Origin of the sequence: Pseudomonas purpurea (assembly GCF_039908635.1) — a bacterium.
GTDB classification, from domain to species: domain Bacteria; phylum Pseudomonadota; class Gammaproteobacteria; order Pseudomonadales; family Pseudomonadaceae; genus Aquipseudomonas; species Aquipseudomonas purpurea.
On the sequence record NZ_CP150918.1, the window covers coordinates 2,087,388 to 2,104,296 of the forward strand.

General features: G+C 60.6%; 10 protein-coding genes. 6 read left to right on the forward strand and 4 right to left on the reverse strand.

Going from position 1 to position 16,909, the window contains the following annotated elements:
* Positions 1-307: 307 nt before the first annotated feature.
* Positions 308-1,072, forward strand: coding sequence for a GntR family transcriptional regulator (locus AABM54_RS09415; protein WP_347905044.1), 765 nt, complete (start codon positions 308-310; stop codon positions 1,070-1,072).
* A gap of 180 nt (positions 1,073-1,252) precedes the next feature.
* On the opposite strand, the gene guaD is transcribed toward AABM54_RS09415, so the two are convergent.
* From guaD to xdhA, 4 genes are all read right to left on the reverse strand, one after another.
* The gene (guaD, locus tag AABM54_RS09420; protein WP_347905046.1) at positions 1,253-2,557 is read right to left on the reverse strand and encodes a guanine deaminase; all 1,305 of its coding nucleotides are present in this window, start codon (positions 2,555-2,557) and stop codon (positions 1,253-1,255) included.
* 24 nt (positions 2,558-2,581) lie between these two features.
* Positions 2,582-3,424: a xanthine dehydrogenase accessory protein XdhC gene (gene xdhC / locus AABM54_RS09425; RefSeq protein ID WP_347905048.1), complete on the reverse strand. Its 843-nt coding sequence runs from the start codon at positions 3,422-3,424 to the stop codon at positions 2,582-2,584.
* A gap of 71 nt (positions 3,425-3,495) precedes the next feature.
* Positions 3,496-5,895, reverse strand: a complete 2,400-nt coding sequence (gene xdhB / locus AABM54_RS09430) for a xanthine dehydrogenase molybdopterin binding subunit (RefSeq protein ID WP_347905050.1) — start codon at positions 5,893-5,895, stop codon at positions 3,496-3,498.
* Positions 5,888-7,357 (reverse strand): xanthine dehydrogenase small subunit, encoded by a 1,470-nt coding sequence (gene xdhA / locus AABM54_RS09435; protein ID WP_347905052.1) that lies wholly within the window; start codon positions 7,355-7,357, stop codon positions 5,888-5,890. The genes xdhB and xdhA overlap by 8 nt, the downstream gene beginning before the upstream one ends.
* 266 nt (positions 7,358-7,623) lie before the next feature.
* Here xdhA and AABM54_RS09440 point away from each other — a divergent pair, with 266 nt between their 5' ends.
* The 5 genes from AABM54_RS09440 (at position 7,624) to AABM54_RS09460 (ending at position 16,802) form a co-directional block, all read left to right on the forward strand.
* Positions 7,624-8,283 (forward strand): GntR family transcriptional regulator, encoded by a 660-nt coding sequence (locus AABM54_RS09440; RefSeq protein WP_347905054.1) that lies wholly within the window; start codon positions 7,624-7,626, stop codon positions 8,281-8,283.
* A 2-nt stretch (positions 8,284-8,285) separates the two neighbouring features.
* On the forward strand, positions 8,286-11,774 hold the full coding sequence (gene smc, locus AABM54_RS09445) for a chromosome segregation protein SMC (protein WP_347905056.1): 3,489 nt from the start codon (positions 8,286-8,288) through the stop codon (positions 11,772-11,774).
* A gap of 257 nt (positions 11,775-12,031) precedes the next feature.
* Entirely contained in the window at positions 12,032-12,883 is an 852-nt protein-coding gene (zipA, locus tag AABM54_RS09450) for a cell division protein ZipA (protein ID WP_347905057.1), read from the forward strand.
* 227 nt (positions 12,884-13,110) lie between these two features.
* Entirely contained in the window at positions 13,111-15,468 is a 2,358-nt protein-coding gene (ligA, locus tag AABM54_RS09455) for an NAD-dependent DNA ligase LigA (RefSeq protein WP_347905059.1), read from the forward strand.
* Between the two features lie 167 nt (positions 15,469-15,635).
* The gene (locus AABM54_RS09460) at positions 15,636-16,802 is read left to right on the forward strand and encodes a putative zinc-binding metallopeptidase (protein ID WP_347905061.1); all 1,167 of its coding nucleotides are present in this window, start codon (positions 15,636-15,638) and stop codon (positions 16,800-16,802) included.
* The last annotated feature ends 107 nt before the right edge of the window (positions 16,803-16,909 follow it).

Consider the following 16,909-nt stretch of genomic DNA (forward strand, 5'->3'; position numbering starts at 1 on the left):
ACCCACGTAGGCAAAGCAGTGATTCAGTTAAAATGCGTTCGTAGCATTTACGACGGCTTCGCCGCCGGACGGGAGCAAGCTCCCTCGCCACAAAAGCGGTACTGACCACAGATTCATGTGATCAAGCCTAAACTCAAATGTAACGGACCATTGCGATACAGCCGAGGCGACAAACAGCCGTACAGTCGTGTTGCCACCACCGGTTGTGTACAATGTGCCCTGTTTTTTACGCGATACTTGCCAGCGACCCACTGTGCTGTCTGACAGTCACGGTCAATTCGCCGCCGTTCTCCCGACTCGAGTGCCCATGAACGAACAGTTGCAGCCCCTCAAGAAACAACCGCGAGCAGGCAAAGCCGGCCGCAGCGGAACCCAGGACGATATCGTTTATGCGCATATCTTCGAGGCCATCCTCGAACAGCGCCTGGCGCCCGGTACAAAGCTGAGCGAAGAGGCGCTGGGGGAGATTTTCGGGGTCAGCCGCACCATCATTCGCCGCGCATTATCGCGTCTGGCCCATGAAGGTGTCGTGCTGTTGCGGCCCAACCGTGGCGCCGTGGTTGCCAGCCCGAGTGTCGATGAAGCGCGTCAGGTGTTCATGGCGCGGCGTCTGGTTGAGCGGGCGATCACCGAGTTGGCGGTCGAGCACGCGACAGCGGAACAACTGGCCGAGCTGCGGCAGATGGTCAACGACGAGCGCGACAGCTTCTCCCGTGGCGATCGCGGTGCCGGTATCCGACTTTCGGGCGAATTCCACCTGAAACTGGCCGAGGCGGCGAAAAACACCCCGCTGATCAGCTTCCAGCGCAGCCTGGTGTCGCAGACGTCCTTGATCATCGCCCAGTACGAAAGCGGCAACCGCTCGCATTGTTCCTACGATGAGCACACCCAGTTGATCGATGCTATCGAGGCCCGCGACGTGACACTGGCGGTGAGCCTGATGATGCATCACATGGATCACATCGACAGCAAGCTCAACCTCGACGAAGAAAGCGCCTCGGACGATTTGCACGCCGTGTTCTCGCACCTGTTGCAAACCAAGAAGCCAGGGCGATCAACCGCCAAACTCTGAGACACCGAGTCGCGCCCATCGCGAGCAAGCCCGCTCCCACAGGGTTTTGTGTTGAATGCGAATCCTGTAAACACTGAAGATCAACTGTGGGAGCGAGCTTGCTCGCGATAGCGGTCTGACAGGCAATAAAAAATCCCTCGCAACCTGATGGCGGCGGGGGATTTTTTTGTCTGGGGAAACTTAGCGCTGATGCACCAGGTTCCCCGCGGCATAGGTCTGCAACACCGTGCGGTCATCCCCCAATGTCATCAATACAAACAACGTTTCGGCGATGTTGTTGGCTTGTTTCAGGCGATAGCTGAGCAGCGGGGTGGCGTTGTAGTCCAGCACCAGGAAGTCAGCGTCGGTGCCCGGTTGCAGGGTGCCGATCTTGTCTTCCAGGCGCAGTGCGCGGGCGCCGCCCAGGGTGGCCAGGTACAGCGATTTGAACGGACTCAGGCGTGCGCCTTGCAGCTGCATCACTTTGTAGGCTTCGTTCAGGGTGTGCAGCAGCGAGAAACTGGTGCCGCCGCCGACGTCCGTGCCCAGGCCGACGTTGACTTTGTGCTTCTCGGCCATCGGCAGGTTGAACAGGCCGCTACCGAGGAAGAAGTTCGAAGTCGGGCAGAATGCGATGGCCGAGCCGGTTTCGGCCAGGCGTGCGCACTCGTCGTCACACAGGTGCACGCCGTGAGCGAACACCGAACGCTCGCCCAGCAACTGATAGTGATCGTAGACATCCAGGTAGCCCTTGCGCTCCGGGAACAGTGCCTTGACCCATTCGATTTCCTGCAGGTTTTCACTGATGTGGGTCTGCATGTACAGGTCGGGGTACTCGGTCAGCAGTTGGCCGGCGAGGGTCAGTTGCTCCGGGGTGCTGGTCGGTGCAAAGCGTGGCGTCACCGCGTAGTGCAGGCGACCCTTGCCGTGCCAGCGCTCGATCAGCGCCTTACTTTCGACGTAGCCGGATTCGGCGGTGTCGGTCAGGTAGTCCGGGGCGTTGCGGTCCATCATCACTTTGCCGGCGATCATGCGCAGGTCGAGCTTCTGCGCGGCTTCGAAGAACGAGTCCACCGATTGCGGGTGCACGCTGCCGAATACCAGTGCGGTAGTGGTGCCGTTGCGCAGCAGTTCCTTGATGAAGATATCCGCGACTTCTTCGGCGTGGGCCTTGTCGGCAAACTGGCTTTCGCACGGGAAGGTGTAGGTGTTGAGCCAGTCCAGCAGTTGTTCGCCGTAAGCCCCGACCATGCCGGTTTGCGGCAGGTGAATGTGGGTGTCGATCAGGCCGGGGGTGATCAGCGCGTCCTGATAATGGGTGACTTGGATGTCGGCTGGCAGGCTGGCGAGCAGTTCGCTGGCCGGGCCAAGGGCACTGATCTGGCCATTTTCAATCACCAGCAGGCCATCCTCGAAATACTCGTAGGAGGCTTCGATCCCGACTTCGGCCGGATCGGCGATGCTGTGCAGGATGGCGGCGCGGTAGGCTTTGCGTGTCAAAGGCATGAGGTGTTCTCAGTGTGTGGCTTTTTAGTTCGAAGCGTGGCTGCGGCGTGAAGCGGGCAGCAGTTTGGCAATCGGTTCGGCTTTCGCGGTGTGTTGGCCGAAATTCGCGTTATAGGTGGCGATGATTTCGCCGGCGATGGAGATGGCGATTTCCACAGGCAATTTGCCTTTGACCTCGCCAAGGCCCATCGGACAGCGCATGCGTTGCAGCACGGCGCTGTCGAAACCGCGATCACGCAGGCGATGTTCGAACTTGACCCGTTTGGTCTTCGAACCGATCAGGCCGAAGTAGGCAAAGTCGTTACGCTTGAGGATCGCGGCGGTGAGTTCGAGGTCGAGCTGGTGATTGTGAGTCATGACGATGCAGTAGCTGCCGACGGGCAGGCTGTTGATTTCGTCCACCGGCTCTTCGGCGATGATTTTACGCACGCCGTCGGGGATGTGTTCGGGAAACTCGGCTTCCCGCGAGTCGATCCAGCGCACCCGGCAGGGCAGGCTGGCCAGCAGCGGCACCAGTGCGCGGCCGACGTGGCCGGCACCGAACACGGCAATTTGCGCCTGGACCTGGCCCATGGGTTCGAACAGCAACACGGTCACGCCGCCGCAACATTGGCCGAGGCTGGCGCCGAGGGTGAAGCGCTCCAGGTGGGTGTCCTGTTTGCCGCTGGCAAGCATGTCCCGGGCGACCTGCATGGCTTTGTATTCCAGGTGCCCGCCACCAATCGTGTCGAAACTCTGCGCGGCGCTGACGACCATTTTCGAGCCGGCATTGCGCGGCGTCGAGCCGAGCTCCTCGATGATGGTCACCAACACGCAGGGCTCGCCCTGGGTTTGCAGGTCGGCGAGGGCGCTGATCCAGTTGTACATGTTCACCTCAACATCTGTGTTGTCTGTTCGGCCGTCATCGCGAGCTTGCTCGCGATGGCCGCGCCTCGGTCTTACAGCGAAGCTGGCTCGACTTCGGTTTGCGCGGCTTTCACCGCCTTCAACTGGCGCATCTGCTCACAGCCCCACAAGACCCGCTCCGGTGTGGCCGGGGCGTCGATTTTCGGTTGATGCTTGTAGTCGCCCAGGCTCGCCACTGCGTCCTTGATCGCGCACCAGGCGGCGATCCCGAGCATGAAGGGCGGTTCGCCCACGGCTTTGGAATGGAACACCGTGTCTTCCGGGTTCTTGCGGTTTTCCACCAGCTTCACGCGCAGGTCCAGCGGCATGTCGGCGACGGCCGGGATCTTGTAGCTGGCCGGGCCGTTGGTCATCAGTTTGCCCTTGGCGTTCCACACCAGTTCCTCCATGGTCAGCCAGCCCATGCCCTGGATGAAACCACCTTCGACCTGACCCATGTCGATGGCCGGGTTCAGCGAGGCGCCGACGTCATGCAGGATGTCGGTACGCAGCATTTTGTACTCCCCGGTCAGGGTGTCGACGATCACCTCGCAGCAGGCCGCGCCAAAGGCGAAGTAGTAGAACGGTCGGCCACGTGCCTGGCTGCGGTCGTAGTAGATTTTCGGGGTTTTGTAGAACCCGGTGCTGGACAACGACACCTGCGCGAAATAGGCCTGCTGGATCAGCGCTTCGAAGGTCAGGATGTGGTCGCGAACCCGCACGTGGCCGTTGTGGAACTCCACGTCTTCCTCGCTGACCTCAAACTTGCGCGCAGCGAACTCCACCAGCCGTTGCTTGATGATTTCAGCGGCGTTCTGCGCGGCTTTGCCGTTCAGGTCGGCACCGCTGGAGGCGGCGGTCGGCGAGGTGTTCGGCACTTTGTCGGTGTTGGTCGCGGTGATCTGCACGCGGTCCATTTCCACCTGGAACACTTCAGCCACGACTTGCGCGACCTTGGTGTTCAGGCCCTGGCCCATTTCGGTGCCGCCATGGTTCAGGTGAATGCTGCCGTCGGTGTAGACGTGAATCAGCGCACCGGCCTGGTTGAGGAAGCTGGCGGTGAAGGAAATGCCGAATTTGACCGGGGTCAGCGCCAGGCCTTTTTTCAGGATCGGGCTGTTGGCGTTGTAGCGCCGGATCGCTTCGCGGCGCTCAAAGTACTGGCTGCTTTCTTCCAGTTCGGCAGTCATTTCCTCGAGCATGTTGTGCTCGACAGTCTGGTAGTAATGGGTGACGTTGCGCTCGGTCTTGCCGTAGTAGTTGGCCTTGCGCACGGCCAGCGGGTCCAGGCCCAAGTGACGGGCGATGGCGTCCATCACCTCTTCGATAGCGACCATTCCTTGTGGGCCGCCGAAGCCACGGTAAGCGGTGTTCGACGCCGTGTTGGTCTTGCAGCGGTGACCGTTGATGGTCGCATCGCCCAGGTAGTACGAGTTGTCCGAGTGAAACATCGCCCGGTCAACAATCGAGGCTGACAGGTCCGGCGAACAACCACAGTTGCCGGCCAGTTCCAGCTGGATGCCGTGCAGGCGTCCGGTGTCGTCGAAGCCCACGTCGTACTCAATGTAGAACGGGTGGCGCTTGCCGGTCATCAGCATGTCTTCGACCCGGGGCAAGCGCATTTTGGTCGGCTGGCCGGTCAGGTGTGCGATCACCGCACACAGGCACGCCGGGCTCGCAGCCTGGGTTTCCTTGCCGCCAAAACCGCCGCCCATGCGGCGCATGTCGACGACGATTTTGTTCATCGACACGTCCAGCACTTCGGCCACCAGTTTTTGCACTTCGGTGGGGTTCTGGGTCGAGCAGTAGACGATCATCCCGCCATCTTCGGTCGGCATCACCGACGAGATCTGGGTTTCCAGGTAGAAGTGTTCCTGGCCGCCGATGTGCAGCGTGCCCTGAATCCGGTGTTCGGCGGTGGCCAGCGCAGTCCCCGAATCACCGCGCTTGTGGGTGTGGCTGTCGAGCACGAAGTGGCGCTTGCGCAAGGCTTCGACCACGTCGAGCACCGGTTCCAGGTCTTCGTATTCGATGATCGCCGCCATCGCCGCTTTGCGTGCGGTTTCCAAATCTTTTGCCGCGACGGCGAGCACCGGTTGGCCGACGAATTGTACGTCGTCGATAGCCAGCAACGGATCGCCCGGCAGCAGCGGGCCGATGTCTTTCAGACCCGGTACATCCTCGTGGGTAATGGCGATGCGCACGCCTTCAAAGGCGTAGCAGGGCTGGGTATCGATGCTGATGATTTTCGCGTGGGCGCGGTCCGACAGCCGGGCGTAAACGTGCAACTGGTTCGGGAATTCCAGTCGGTCATCGATGTACTGCGCTTCACCGGACACATGTTTGTCGGCGCTGTCGTGCTTGACGCTGCGGCCCACGCCGGTGGTCAGGTCCCTGGCAAACAGTTCGGCCAGTTCGGCCTGGGTCTTCTCGACGGTGTGATGGTTAGACATAAGCGGTCACCCGAGTCTCGATGTGCGGTGTTTGCAGTTCGATGAAGTATTTACGCAGCAGGTTTTGCGCGCTCAGCAGGCGGTATTCCTTGCTCGCCCGGAAGTCCGAGAGCGGCGTGAAATCTTCGGCCAGGGCGGCGCAGGCGCGTTCGACGGTGGCCTGCCCTTGAGAAAGTGAACCCCACTGCGCGCCGAGCAGTGCGGCCTCGCAGCTTTTTGCGCGTTTGGGTGTGGCGGCCATGCCGCCGAAGGCGACGCGGACATCGGCGATCACACCGTTTTCGATGCGCAGGTTGAATGCCGCGCAGACCGCAGAAATATCATCGTCCAGACGCTTGGAAACCTTGTAGGCGCGAAACAGTTGTGCAGCGCTGGCACGCGGCACAATGATCTTTTCGATGAACTCGCTTTCCTGGCGTGCTGTCACCCGGTAGTCGATGAAATAGTCTTCCAGCGCCATCGTGCGACGGGTTTCGCCCTTGCACAGCACGATCTGTGCACCGAGCGCGATCAGCAGCGGTGGCGAGTCACCAATCGGCGAGGCGTTGCCAATGTTGCCGCCCAGCGTGCCCTGGTTGCGAATCTGCAAGGAGGCGAAACGTTGCAGCAACTCGCCGAAGTCCGGGTACTCGGCCTTGAGGGCGTCGTAGCAGTCGGAGAGGGCGGTGGCGGCGCCGATTTCCAGGCGATCGTCGAAGCGCTCGATGCGCTTCATTTCGGCAACGTTGCCGACGTAAATCATCACCGGCAGCGTGCGGTGGAACTGCGTGACTTCCAGCGCCAGGTCAGTGCCGCCCGCCAGCAGTCGTGCTTGCGGATAGGCGTCATACAGGTCGGCAAGATCAGCGACGGTCAGCGGCACCAGGCAACGCTTGTCGCCACTGTTCAGCTCGCCGGTTTCGGTCGGCGCGATGGCTTTTAGCTGCGCGATGGTGTCGGCGACCCGCGCATCGAACTGGTCGGGTTGCTTGCCGCAGCACGCCTGTTCGGCGGCGGCGAGGATCGGCCGATAGCCGGTGCATCGGCAGAGGTTGCCGGCGAGGGCTTCGTGGGCTTTATGGGAATCGGGTTGATCGCTGTTTTTTTGCAGCGCGAATAGCGACATGACAAAACCCGGAGTGCAAAAGCCGCATTGCGAACCATGACACTCGACCATGGCTTTTTGCACGCTGTGCAGTTGGCCTTGGTGCTTGAGGTCTTCGACGCTGATCAGCTGTTTGCCGTGCAACGACGACACAAATGTCAGGCATGAGTTGAGGCTGCGATAGCGAATGTGTTCGCCGCCGGCTTCATCGGTCTGCAATTCGCCCACCACCACGGTGCAGGCACCACAGTCACCGCTGGCGCAGCCTTCTTTGGTGCCGGGCTTGCCCACATGTTCGCGCAGGTAGTTCAACACGGTCAGGTTCGGGTCCAGGGCGTGCTCGCTACGGAGTTCCTGGTTAAGTAAAAACTGGATCACGGAAGGCCTCGCAGACTCATTATTGTTGTTAAGCGACGTGGGCCGAATTTATCAGGTCTGACTTTTCGGTCAATGATTTTCTGACTTAAAGGTCAGGAAGTTCGGTTTTGTCGATCAACAACCGTTCCTTTCATTATTGACCCTCTCGGGATACCTCGCTTTTTGCTTGAATCGTGCCAAAAACCACCCCGTGGGCACTCGGCCATGACCCGGCAAGTGCGCTACACTGCGCCGCTTGTGCAGATCGAAGAGTTTGAAGGAAAACCATGACGTTCAAGGCGCCGGACAGCCTCGCCGAGCAAATCGCTCACCACCTCGCCGAACGCATCATTCGCGGCGACCTCAAGCCGGGAGAGCGCATCCAGGAACAGAAGGTCACGCTGGCCCTCAATGTCAGCCGCGGCTCGGTCCGCGAAGCCTTGCTGATCCTCGAGCGCCGGCACCTGATCGCGATCCTGCCGCGCCGTGGCGCCCACGTGACCGAACTCACCGCGCACAAGGTGCGCAGCCTGTGCACGCTGATGAGCGAGTTGTACATCCTGCTCGGTAATGCGGTGGCCAGCGGCTGGGCGCTTCAGGCGGACATGGCGCCGTTCCTGCATATCCAGCAGCGGCTGGGCGCCAGCTATGAGCGTCAGGACATCCGTGCGTTTGTCGAAGACAGCTTCAACGTGATGCGCGCTGCGTATCCATTCGCCAACAACCCGTACTTGCAGGAAACCGTCGAGAACTTGCAGCCGGCCATGAGCCGTGCGTATTTCCTCGCCCTGGAACAGCGCAAGGCCGAGATGAGCGAGTTCCTCGAACTGTTTGAACGGTTGCTCGCCGCCGTGATTGCCCGTGATCTGCCGCAGATCCGTACGGTGCTCTCGGCGTATGCCCAGCGCAGCTGCGACCTGGTGCTGTCTGCGTTGCCGGCTGCCTGAGCGTGCGGCTCAAGTGCATCAAACTGGCGGGGTTCAAATCCTTCGTCGACCCGACCACGGTGAACTTCCCCAGTAACATGGCGGCGGTGGTCGGGCCCAATGGTTGCGGCAAGTCGAACATCATCGACGCCGTACGCTGGGTGATGGGCGAGAGTTCGGCAAAAAACCTGCGTGGCGAGTCGATGACCGACGTCATCTTCAACGGCTCCACCAGTCGCAAACCAGTGAGCCAGGCGAGTATCGAGCTGGTGTTCGATAACTCCGACGGCACGTTGATCGGCGAGTACGCTGCCTACGCGGAAATCTCCATTCGTCGAAAAGTCACCCGCGACAGCCAGAACACCTACTTTCTCAACGGCACCAAATGCCGTCGTCGCGACATTACCGACATCTTCCTCGGCACCGGCCTGGGGCCGCGCAGCTACTCGATCATCGAGCAGGGGATGATCTCCAAGCTGATCGAAGCCAAACCCGAAGACCTGCGCAACTTCATCGAAGAAGCGGCGGGGATCTCCAAGTACAAGGAGCGTCGGCGCGAGACTGAAAACCGCATCCGCCGCACCCATGAAAACCTGGCGCGCCTGACCGACCTGCGTGAAGAGCTGGAGCGTCAGCTCGAACGCCTGCACCGCCAGGCCCAGGCCGCCGAGAAGTATCAGGAGTACAAGGCCGAAGAGCGCCAGCTCAAGGCTCAACTGTCGGCATTGCGCTGGCAGGCGTTGAACGAGCAGGTCGGCCAGCGCGAAGCGATCATTGGCAACCAGGAAATCAGCTTCGAAGCGCTGGTGGCCGAGCAGCGCAACGCCGACGCGAGCATCGAACGGCTGCGTGACGGGCATCACGACTTGTCCGAGCGCTTCAACCTGGTGCAAGGACGTTTCTATTCGGTCGGCGGCGACATCGCTCGGGTCGAGCAGAGCATCCAGCACGGCCAGCAGCGGTTGCGCCAATTGCAGGACGACCTGAAAGAAGCCGAGCGGGCACGGCTGGAAACCGAATCCCATTTGGGCCATGACCGCACCTTGCTGCTGACCTTGGGCGAAGAGCTGGACATGCTCACGCCCGAGCAGGAGGTCACCAGCGCCGCTGCCGAAGAAGCCGCCGCCGCCCTGGAAGAATCCGAAACCACCATGCACGGCTGGCAGGAGCAGTGGGACACGTTCAACCTGACCGCCGCCGAGCCGCGCCGTCAGGCGGAGGTGCAGCAGTCGCGCATCCAGCAGTTGGAAACCAGCATGGAGCGTCTGGCTGAGCGTCAGCGTCGCTTGACCGAGGAACGCGACTTGTTGTCGGCGGACCCGGAAGACGCGGCGATCCTCGACCTCAGCGAGCAGCTCGCGGCCAGTGAAGCCACCCTGGAAGATTTGCAGGCGAGTGAAGAGGCCCAGGTCGAGCGGCTTGAGCAATTACGCCAAGAGTTGCAGTTGGCCCTGCAAAACCAGCAGCAGGCCCAGGGCGATTTGCAGCGACTCAATGGCCGCCTGGCTTCGCTGGAAGCCTTGCAGCAAGCAGCGCTGGATCCGGGCACCGGCACCGCCGAGTGGTTGCGCGAGCAGAACCTGGCCGAGCGCCCGCGTCTGGCTGAAGGCTTGAAGGTTGAAGCAGGTTGGGAGCTGGCGGTGGAAACCGTGCTCGGCGCCGACCTGCAAGCGGTGTTGGTGGATGACTTTGGCGGTTTCGATCTGTCCGGGTTTGCCCAGGGCGATCTGCGCCTGATCAGCCCGGTCAGTGACGGCGTGCGGATTCCCGGCAGCCTGCTCGACAAGGTCGAGGCGCAGATGGATCTGTCGCCGTGGCTGGGGCAGATCAAACCGGTAGACAGTCTTGAGCAGGCGTTGGCCTTGCGCGGTCAGTTGGCGTTCGGCGAAAGCCTGATCAGCCGCGACGGTTATTGGGTCGGTCGGCACTTTTTGCGCGTGCGCCGGGCCAGTGAAGCCGAGAGCGGCGTGCTGGCGCGCGGGCAGGAAATCCAGCGTCTGGGGCTTGAGCGCGAAGAGCGCGAAGCGACCGTCGAAACCCTGGAAACCACCTTGCAGAACCTGCGTGCCCAGCAGCGTCAGCAAGATAACGGTCGCGAACATCTGCGCCGTTTGCTGCAAGACGAAGCGCGTCAGCAGGGTGAATTGAAAGCCCAGTTGTCTGCCGGCAAGGCCAAGGCCGAACAACTGACGCTGCGTCGCACCCGTCTCGACGAAGAACTGGGTGAATTGAGCGAGCAGCGTGCGCTGGAACACGAACAGGTCGGCGAATCGCGCCTGCAGTTGCAGGAAGCTCTCGACAGCATGGCGCTCGACACCGAGCAGCGCGAGTTGCTGCTGGCCCAGCGCGACAGCTTGCGCGAGCGCCTGGATCGGGTGCGACAGGAAGCCCGCCAGCATAAAGACCACGCGCACCAATTGGCGGTGCGCCTGGGCTCGCTCAAGGCACAACACGATTCAACCCGTCAGGCGCTGGAACGGCTGGAATTGCAGTCCGAGCGCCTGACCGAAAAACGCGAACAACTGAGCCTCAACCTGGAAGAGGGCGAAGCGCCGCTTGAAGAGTTGCGGCTCAAGCTTGAAGAGTTGCTCGACAAGCGCATGAGCGTTGATGAGGAATTGAGAACTGCACAGATCGCCCTGGAAGATGCTGACCGCGAACTGCGTGACGCCGAGAAGCGTCGCAGTCAGGCCGAACAGCAATCCCAGTTGATTCGTGGCCAGCTCGAACAGCAGCGTATGGAATGGCAAGCCCTGACCGTGCGTCGCAAAACCTTGCAGGACCAGTTGCTCGAAGACGGCTACGATCTGCACGGTGTGCTTGCCACGCTGGTGGCCGAGGCTAATGAAAAAGAAGCCGAAGAAGAACTCGAACGCATTGCGGCACGCATTCAGCGACTGGGCGCGATCAACCTCGCGGCCATCGACGAGTATCAGCAGCAGTCCGAGCGCAAGCGGTATCTGGATGCGCAGGACGCCGACCTGGTAGAGGCCCTCGATACGCTGGAAAACGTTATCCGCAAGATCGACAAGGAAACCCGCAATCGCTTCAAGGACACCTTTGATCAGATCAACGGTGGCTTGCAGGCCTTGTTTCCAAAAGTTTTCGGTGGCGGCAGCGCTTATTTGGAACTGACGGGCGAAGATCTACTCGATACAGGGGTAACGATCATGGCGCGTCCGCCCGGGAAGAAGAACAGCACCATTCATTTGTTGTCCGGTGGCGAAAAAGCCCTGACGGCGTTGGCGCTGGTATTTGCCATCTTCAAGTTGAATCCGGCGCCGTTCTGCATGCTCGACGAAGTTGACGCACCGCTGGATGACGCTAACGTTGGACGTTATGCAAGGCTGGTTAAAGAGATGTCGCAGACGGTGCAGTTCATCTATATCACCCACAACAAGATCGCCATGGAAATGGCTGACCAGTTGATGGGGGTCACGATGCACGAGCCGGGTTGTTCGCGTCTGGTGGCGGTGGATGTCGAGGAGGCGATGGCGATGGTGGACGCCTGAGTTCATGGCGAACAAGGCATGTATTGGCAGGAAGTAAGGCTTTTTACCTGTGAAGAATGCTGGCCAATCGACATATTGGCCCAAGCTATTGTGACGGACGGTGTAAAGTTATCTTTGGTCGTGCTAGTTTAATGTCAATTTTTCGTGTGCGTGGCAAAACGCCAGTCAGAACATAGAGTTGGCGCCACGTTTTAAAGCGGTTTGCACGTTGCTAAACCCCTTATTTATCAGCATTTTTTATAGAGGCACGGGATTACATGGAAATCGGTCTGCGCGAGTGGCTGATCGTCATCGGCATTATTGTTATTGCCGGTATTCTTTTTGATGGCTGGCGGCGCATGCGCGGCGGCAAGGGCAAGCTCAAGTTCCGTCTGGACCGAAGCCTGTCGAACCTGCCGGAAGAAGACGCCGGCGCCGAGCTGCTGGGCCCGCCCCGTGTGCTGGACACCCATAAAGAACCGTTGCTCGACGAGCACGATCTGCCGTCGGTCAGCATGCCGGCCAGAGAGCCGCGTGAGTCGGGCTCCAAGCGTGGCAAGCGCAGTGGTGAGCCGGCCCAGGGCGATTTGAACCTGAACCTGGACCTGGACGGTGGCCCGAGCTTCAACAGCCGCGATGATGATTTCCCGGACGAGGGCAAAGCGTCGAGCCCGGCCGTGGACAAGGATCAACCGCAAGCTGAAGAAGTGTTGGTCATCAGCGTGATCTGCCGTGACGCTGCTGGCTTCAAAGGCCCGGCGCTGTTGCAGAACATTCTGGAAAGCGGTCTGCGGTTCGGCGAGATGGATATTTTCCATCGTCATGAAAGCATGGCGGGCAATGGCGAAGTGCTGTTCTCGATGGCCAATGCGGTCAAGCCAGGTATTTTTGATCTGGACGACATCGACCACTTCAGCACCCCGGCCGTGAGCTTCTTCCTCGGCTTGCCAGGCCCGCGTCATCCGAAGCAGGCGTTCGACGTGATGGTCGCCGCTGCACGCAAACTGTCCCAGGAGCTCAATGGCGAACTCAAGGACGATCAGCGCAGCGTGCTGACCGCCCAGACTATCGAGCACTACCGTCAACGCATCGTTGAATTCGAACGTCGCGCCCTGACCCAGAAGCGTTGATTCAAAGGCTTGAGCGGGCCCTTGTGGCGAGGGAGCTTGCTCCCGTTGGGCTGCGAGCAGCCCCTAAGCCAGCCCGTTGTGTCAGATAAAACACGATTACAGGATTTACGACTGCTTCGCAGCCAAGCGGGAGCAAGCTCCCTCGCCACAGTGTCTTTAGCTGTGAGCTACTGTATTTAAAAAATTGAGCAGCCTCGGCTGCTCTTTTGCTTTATGAGAGAACACCCATGACCGCCGCCGAAAACCGCATCCTAGCGCTGCGTGCTGAGCTGGATCAGCACAACTACCGTTACCACGTACTCGACGAGCCGAGCATTCCAGACGCCGAGTACGACCGGTTGTTCCACGAGCTCAAGGCGCTGGAAGCGGCCAACCCCGAGCTGGTCACCTCTGATTCACCGACCCAGCGCGTGGGCAGCGCGGCGCTGTCGGCGTTCACTCAGGTCAGGCACGAAGTGCCGATGCTCAGTCTCGGCAACGCGTTCGAAGAAACCGACATGCGCGAGTTCGATCGTCGGGTCACCGAAGGTCTGGACCTGCCGGCGGGCGATTTGTTTGGCGGTGGCGCGGCGGTTGAGTACAGCTGCGAGCCAAAACTCGATGGCCTGGCGGTGAGCCTGTTGTATCAGGACGGCGTGCTGGTACGCGGCGCCACGCGCGGCGACGGCACCACCGGTGAAGACATCAGCGTCAATGTGCGCACGGTGCGCAACATTCCGCTCAAGCTGCAAGGCAGTGGCTGGCCGGCGACGCTGGAAGTGCGTGGCGAAGTGTTCATGTCCAAGGCCGGTTTCGAGCGGCTCAACGCGACGCAGCTGGAAGTTGGTGGCAAGACCTTCGCCAACCCGCGCAACGCGGCGGCGGGCAGTCTGCGCCAACTGGACTCGAAGATTACCGCCAGTCGTCCGCTGGAGTTCTGTTGCTATGGCATCGGTCAGGTCTCGGCGGACATTGCCGACACCCACATCGGTAATTTGCAGCAACTCAAAGTATGGGGGATGCCAGTCAGCCGTGAGCTGAAACTGGCCCGCGGAATCGACGAATGCCTGGACTATTACCGTGACATTGGCGAGCGCCGCAATGGGCTCGCGTATGAAATCGACGGTGTGGTGTTCAAGGTCAACAGCATTGCTTCCCAGCGTGAACTGGGTTTCCGCGCTCGCGAGCCGCGCTGGGCAATTGCTCATAAATTCCCGGCGATGGAAGAGCTCACCGAGCTGCTCGATGTGGAATTCCAGGTCGGCCGAACCGGTGCGGTGACGCCGGTCGCACGCCTGAAACCGGTCAAGGTCGCGGGTGTCACCGTGTCCAATGCCACCTTGCACAACATGGACGAAGTGGCGCGTCTGGGCTTGATGATCGGCGACACGGTGATCATCCGTCGCGCCGGTGACGTGATCCCGCAAGTGGTGCAAGTGGTCATCGAGCGTCGCCCGGAGGACGCCCGGGCGGTGCAGATTCCCGAGAGCTGCCCGGTCTGTGGTTCCCATGTCGAGCGCACGCAACTGGTCAAGCGCAGCAAGGGCCGCGAAACCGTCAGCGAGGGCGCGGTGTATCGCTGCGTCGGGCGTCTGGCGTGTGGTGCGCAGCTCAAGCAGGCGATCATTCATTTCGTTTCGCGCCGGGCGCTGGACATCGAAGGGCTGGGGGAGAAGATTGTCGAGCAACTGGTCGATGAAGGTCTGGTGAACTCGCCGGCAGACCTCTACGCCTTGACCTTCGAGCAAATCGTCGACCTGGAAGGTTTTGCCGAGTTGTCGAGCAAGAACCTGCTGAGTGCCATCGCCGACAGTAAAAAGCCGGGCCTGGCCCGGTTCATCTACGCCCTCGGTATTCCGGATGTCGGTGAAGAGACAGCCAAGGTCCTGGCGCGCTCGTTGGCGTCGCTGGAGCGGGTTCAGCAGGCGTTGCCCGAAGTACTGACGTACTTGCCGGATGTCGGGCTGGAAGTCGCCTACGAGATTCATAGCTTCTTTACGGATGCGCATAACCAGCAGGTGATCGAAGAGCTGCTCACGCATGGTCTCCAGATTCAGGATCAGGGTGAACTGGGCGCCGAGTTTGCGGCCAGCACCACATTGGGCGGGATGATCGACAAGCTGCACATTCCGTCGGTCGGGCCGGGCGGGGCACAGAAGCTCGCCGACAAGTTCGGCTCGCTGCAAGCGGTCATCGAGGCCGATTGGCTGGACATGCGTCAAGCGCTGCCGGAAAAGCAGGCCAATGCGGTTCGGGAGTTCTTCGCCGTCGAGCAAAACCGGCAACTGGCGCTGGGGGCCGAGCAGCAATTGCGTGATTTCGGCATGCATTGGCACAGCGAGAAGAAAGTCGTCGAAGGCCTGCCGCTGGCCGGTCAGACGTGGGTCCTGACGGGCTCGCTGGAGCTGATGAGTCGCGATGTGGCCAAGGACAAACTCGAAAGTCTGGGTGCGAAGGTTGCCGGTTCTGTTTCGGCGAAGACCCACTGTGTGGTGGCAGGTCCCGGCGCCGGCTCCAAGTTGGCCAAGGCCAATGAGCTGGGGTTGAAGGTGTTGGACGAAGAAGCGTTTGTCGCGTTTCTGAAGGATCACGATATTCCGGTCTGACACCGAGTATGTGGCGAGGGAGCTTGCTCCCGCTGGAGCGCGCAGCGATCCCCTTGGTACGGGCGCCTGCTACGCAGACGAACGGGAGCAAGCTCCTTCGCCACAATGTGGGAACGATGGTGGTGTGAGGATGATCTAGTCTTGGCAGGTCTCAGGGAGAGATCGCCATGTTTCGCTATTTCGAGCAGCTCAGCGCCCGCATCACCGCGCCTTCTACCCACGAAAGCTCACGCAGCGGCAAGGCGTGGCATTGCCGTTGCGGGCAGTCGCTGTTCTTTCGTAACAGTCAGTGCCTGGCGTGCTCGGCATTCTTGGGTTATCAGCCCGAGCGCAGTCGTTTGTCATCACTCACCCCTGGATTTGCCCCCGGAACCTGGCAGCTCGATGCCGAGCCCGAGGCGAGGCTGTTTCGGCGCTGTGCCAATCTCGATACGCCAGCGGCGTGCAACTGGCTGCTTGCGGTCGATGCGCCGGGTGCGCAGTGCATTGCGTGCAGCCTGAATAGGACCATTCCCGACCTGTCGATCCCCGACAACCTTGAGCGTTGGCGCAAAGTCGAAATTGCCAAGCGTCGTCTGGTCGCGCAATTGGTCAGCCTGGGTTTGCAGGTGATCCCCAAGTCGGTCGATGAAAGCTGCGGCCTGGCGTTTGATTTTGTCGGTGTCGACCTTGAGGGCAGGGCGCCAATCACCGGCCATGCCAATGGACTGATTACCCTGGACATCAAAGAAGCCGATGATGCTCATCGTGAGCGGGTACGCCTGCAAATGCATGAGCCGTATCGAACCTTGCTCGGGCATTTTCGCCATGAGGTGGGGCATTACTATTGGGATCGCCTGATTGCCAAAGGCCCTTGGCTGGAGCCGTTTCGCGGTGTGTTCGGTGACGAGCGCGCCAGTTACGCCGAGGCGCTGGCGCGGCATTACCAGGAGGGTGCGCCAACGGGCTGGCAGCAAAGCCACGTGAGCGCCTACGCGACCATGCATCCTTGGGAGGATTGGGCGGAAACCTGGGCGCATTACCTGCACATGATGGATGCGGTAGATACCGCCCTTGGATTTGGCATGAGCGCACGGGAGATGGATTTCGACTATCAGCCGTTTCCCCTCGGCACGCTCTACGATTCGCAGCATCCCGGTGGCGTTGCGTTTCTTGCGTTCGTGAATGCCTGGATCGAACTGGCCGGCATGCTCAACGAGTTGTCGCGCAGCATGGGTCAGCCGGATTTTTATCCGTTCGTGCTGCCATCAGCCGTGATCGCCAAGCTGCATTTCATTCACCTGGTTATCCAGCAGGAAGGCGGGCGGGTGGATGAGGTCGTCCAGGCACAGTAGCAAGTGCTTGAACCCTCTCATATTTTTAATCCTGAACCAACGGTTGTAAGTTCTCCTCAGATAGGTACAATGGCGCGGCTCACCGACAGGTGAGCGTCGTTATGGTG

Bases quoted from the DNA above. Each gene is read 5' to 3' on its own strand.
- AABM54_RS09415 (WP_347905044.1), top strand. From the start codon at position 308: ATGAACGAACAGTTGCAGCCCCTCAAGAAACAACCGCGAGCAGGCAAA.
- guaD (WP_347905046.1), bottom strand. From the start codon at position 2,557: ATGCCTTTGACACGCAAAGCCTACCGCGCCGCCATCCTGCACAGCATC.
- xdhC (WP_347905048.1), bottom strand. From the start codon at position 3,424: ATGTACAACTGGATCAGCGCCCTCGCCGACCTGCAAACCCAGGGCGAG.
- xdhB (WP_347905050.1), bottom strand. From the start codon at position 5,895: ATGTCTAACCATCACACCGTCGAGAAGACCCAGGCCGAACTGGCCGAA.
- AABM54_RS09440 (WP_347905054.1), top strand. From the start codon at position 7,624: ATGACGTTCAAGGCGCCGGACAGCCTCGCCGAGCAAATCGCTCACCAC.
- zipA (WP_347905057.1), top strand. From the start codon at position 12,032: ATGGAAATCGGTCTGCGCGAGTGGCTGATCGTCATCGGCATTATTGTT.
- ligA (WP_347905059.1), top strand. From the start codon at position 13,111: ATGACCGCCGCCGAAAACCGCATCCTAGCGCTGCGTGCTGAGCTGGAT.
- AABM54_RS09460 (WP_347905061.1), top strand. From the start codon at position 15,636: ATGTTTCGCTATTTCGAGCAGCTCAGCGCCCGCATCACCGCGCCTTCT.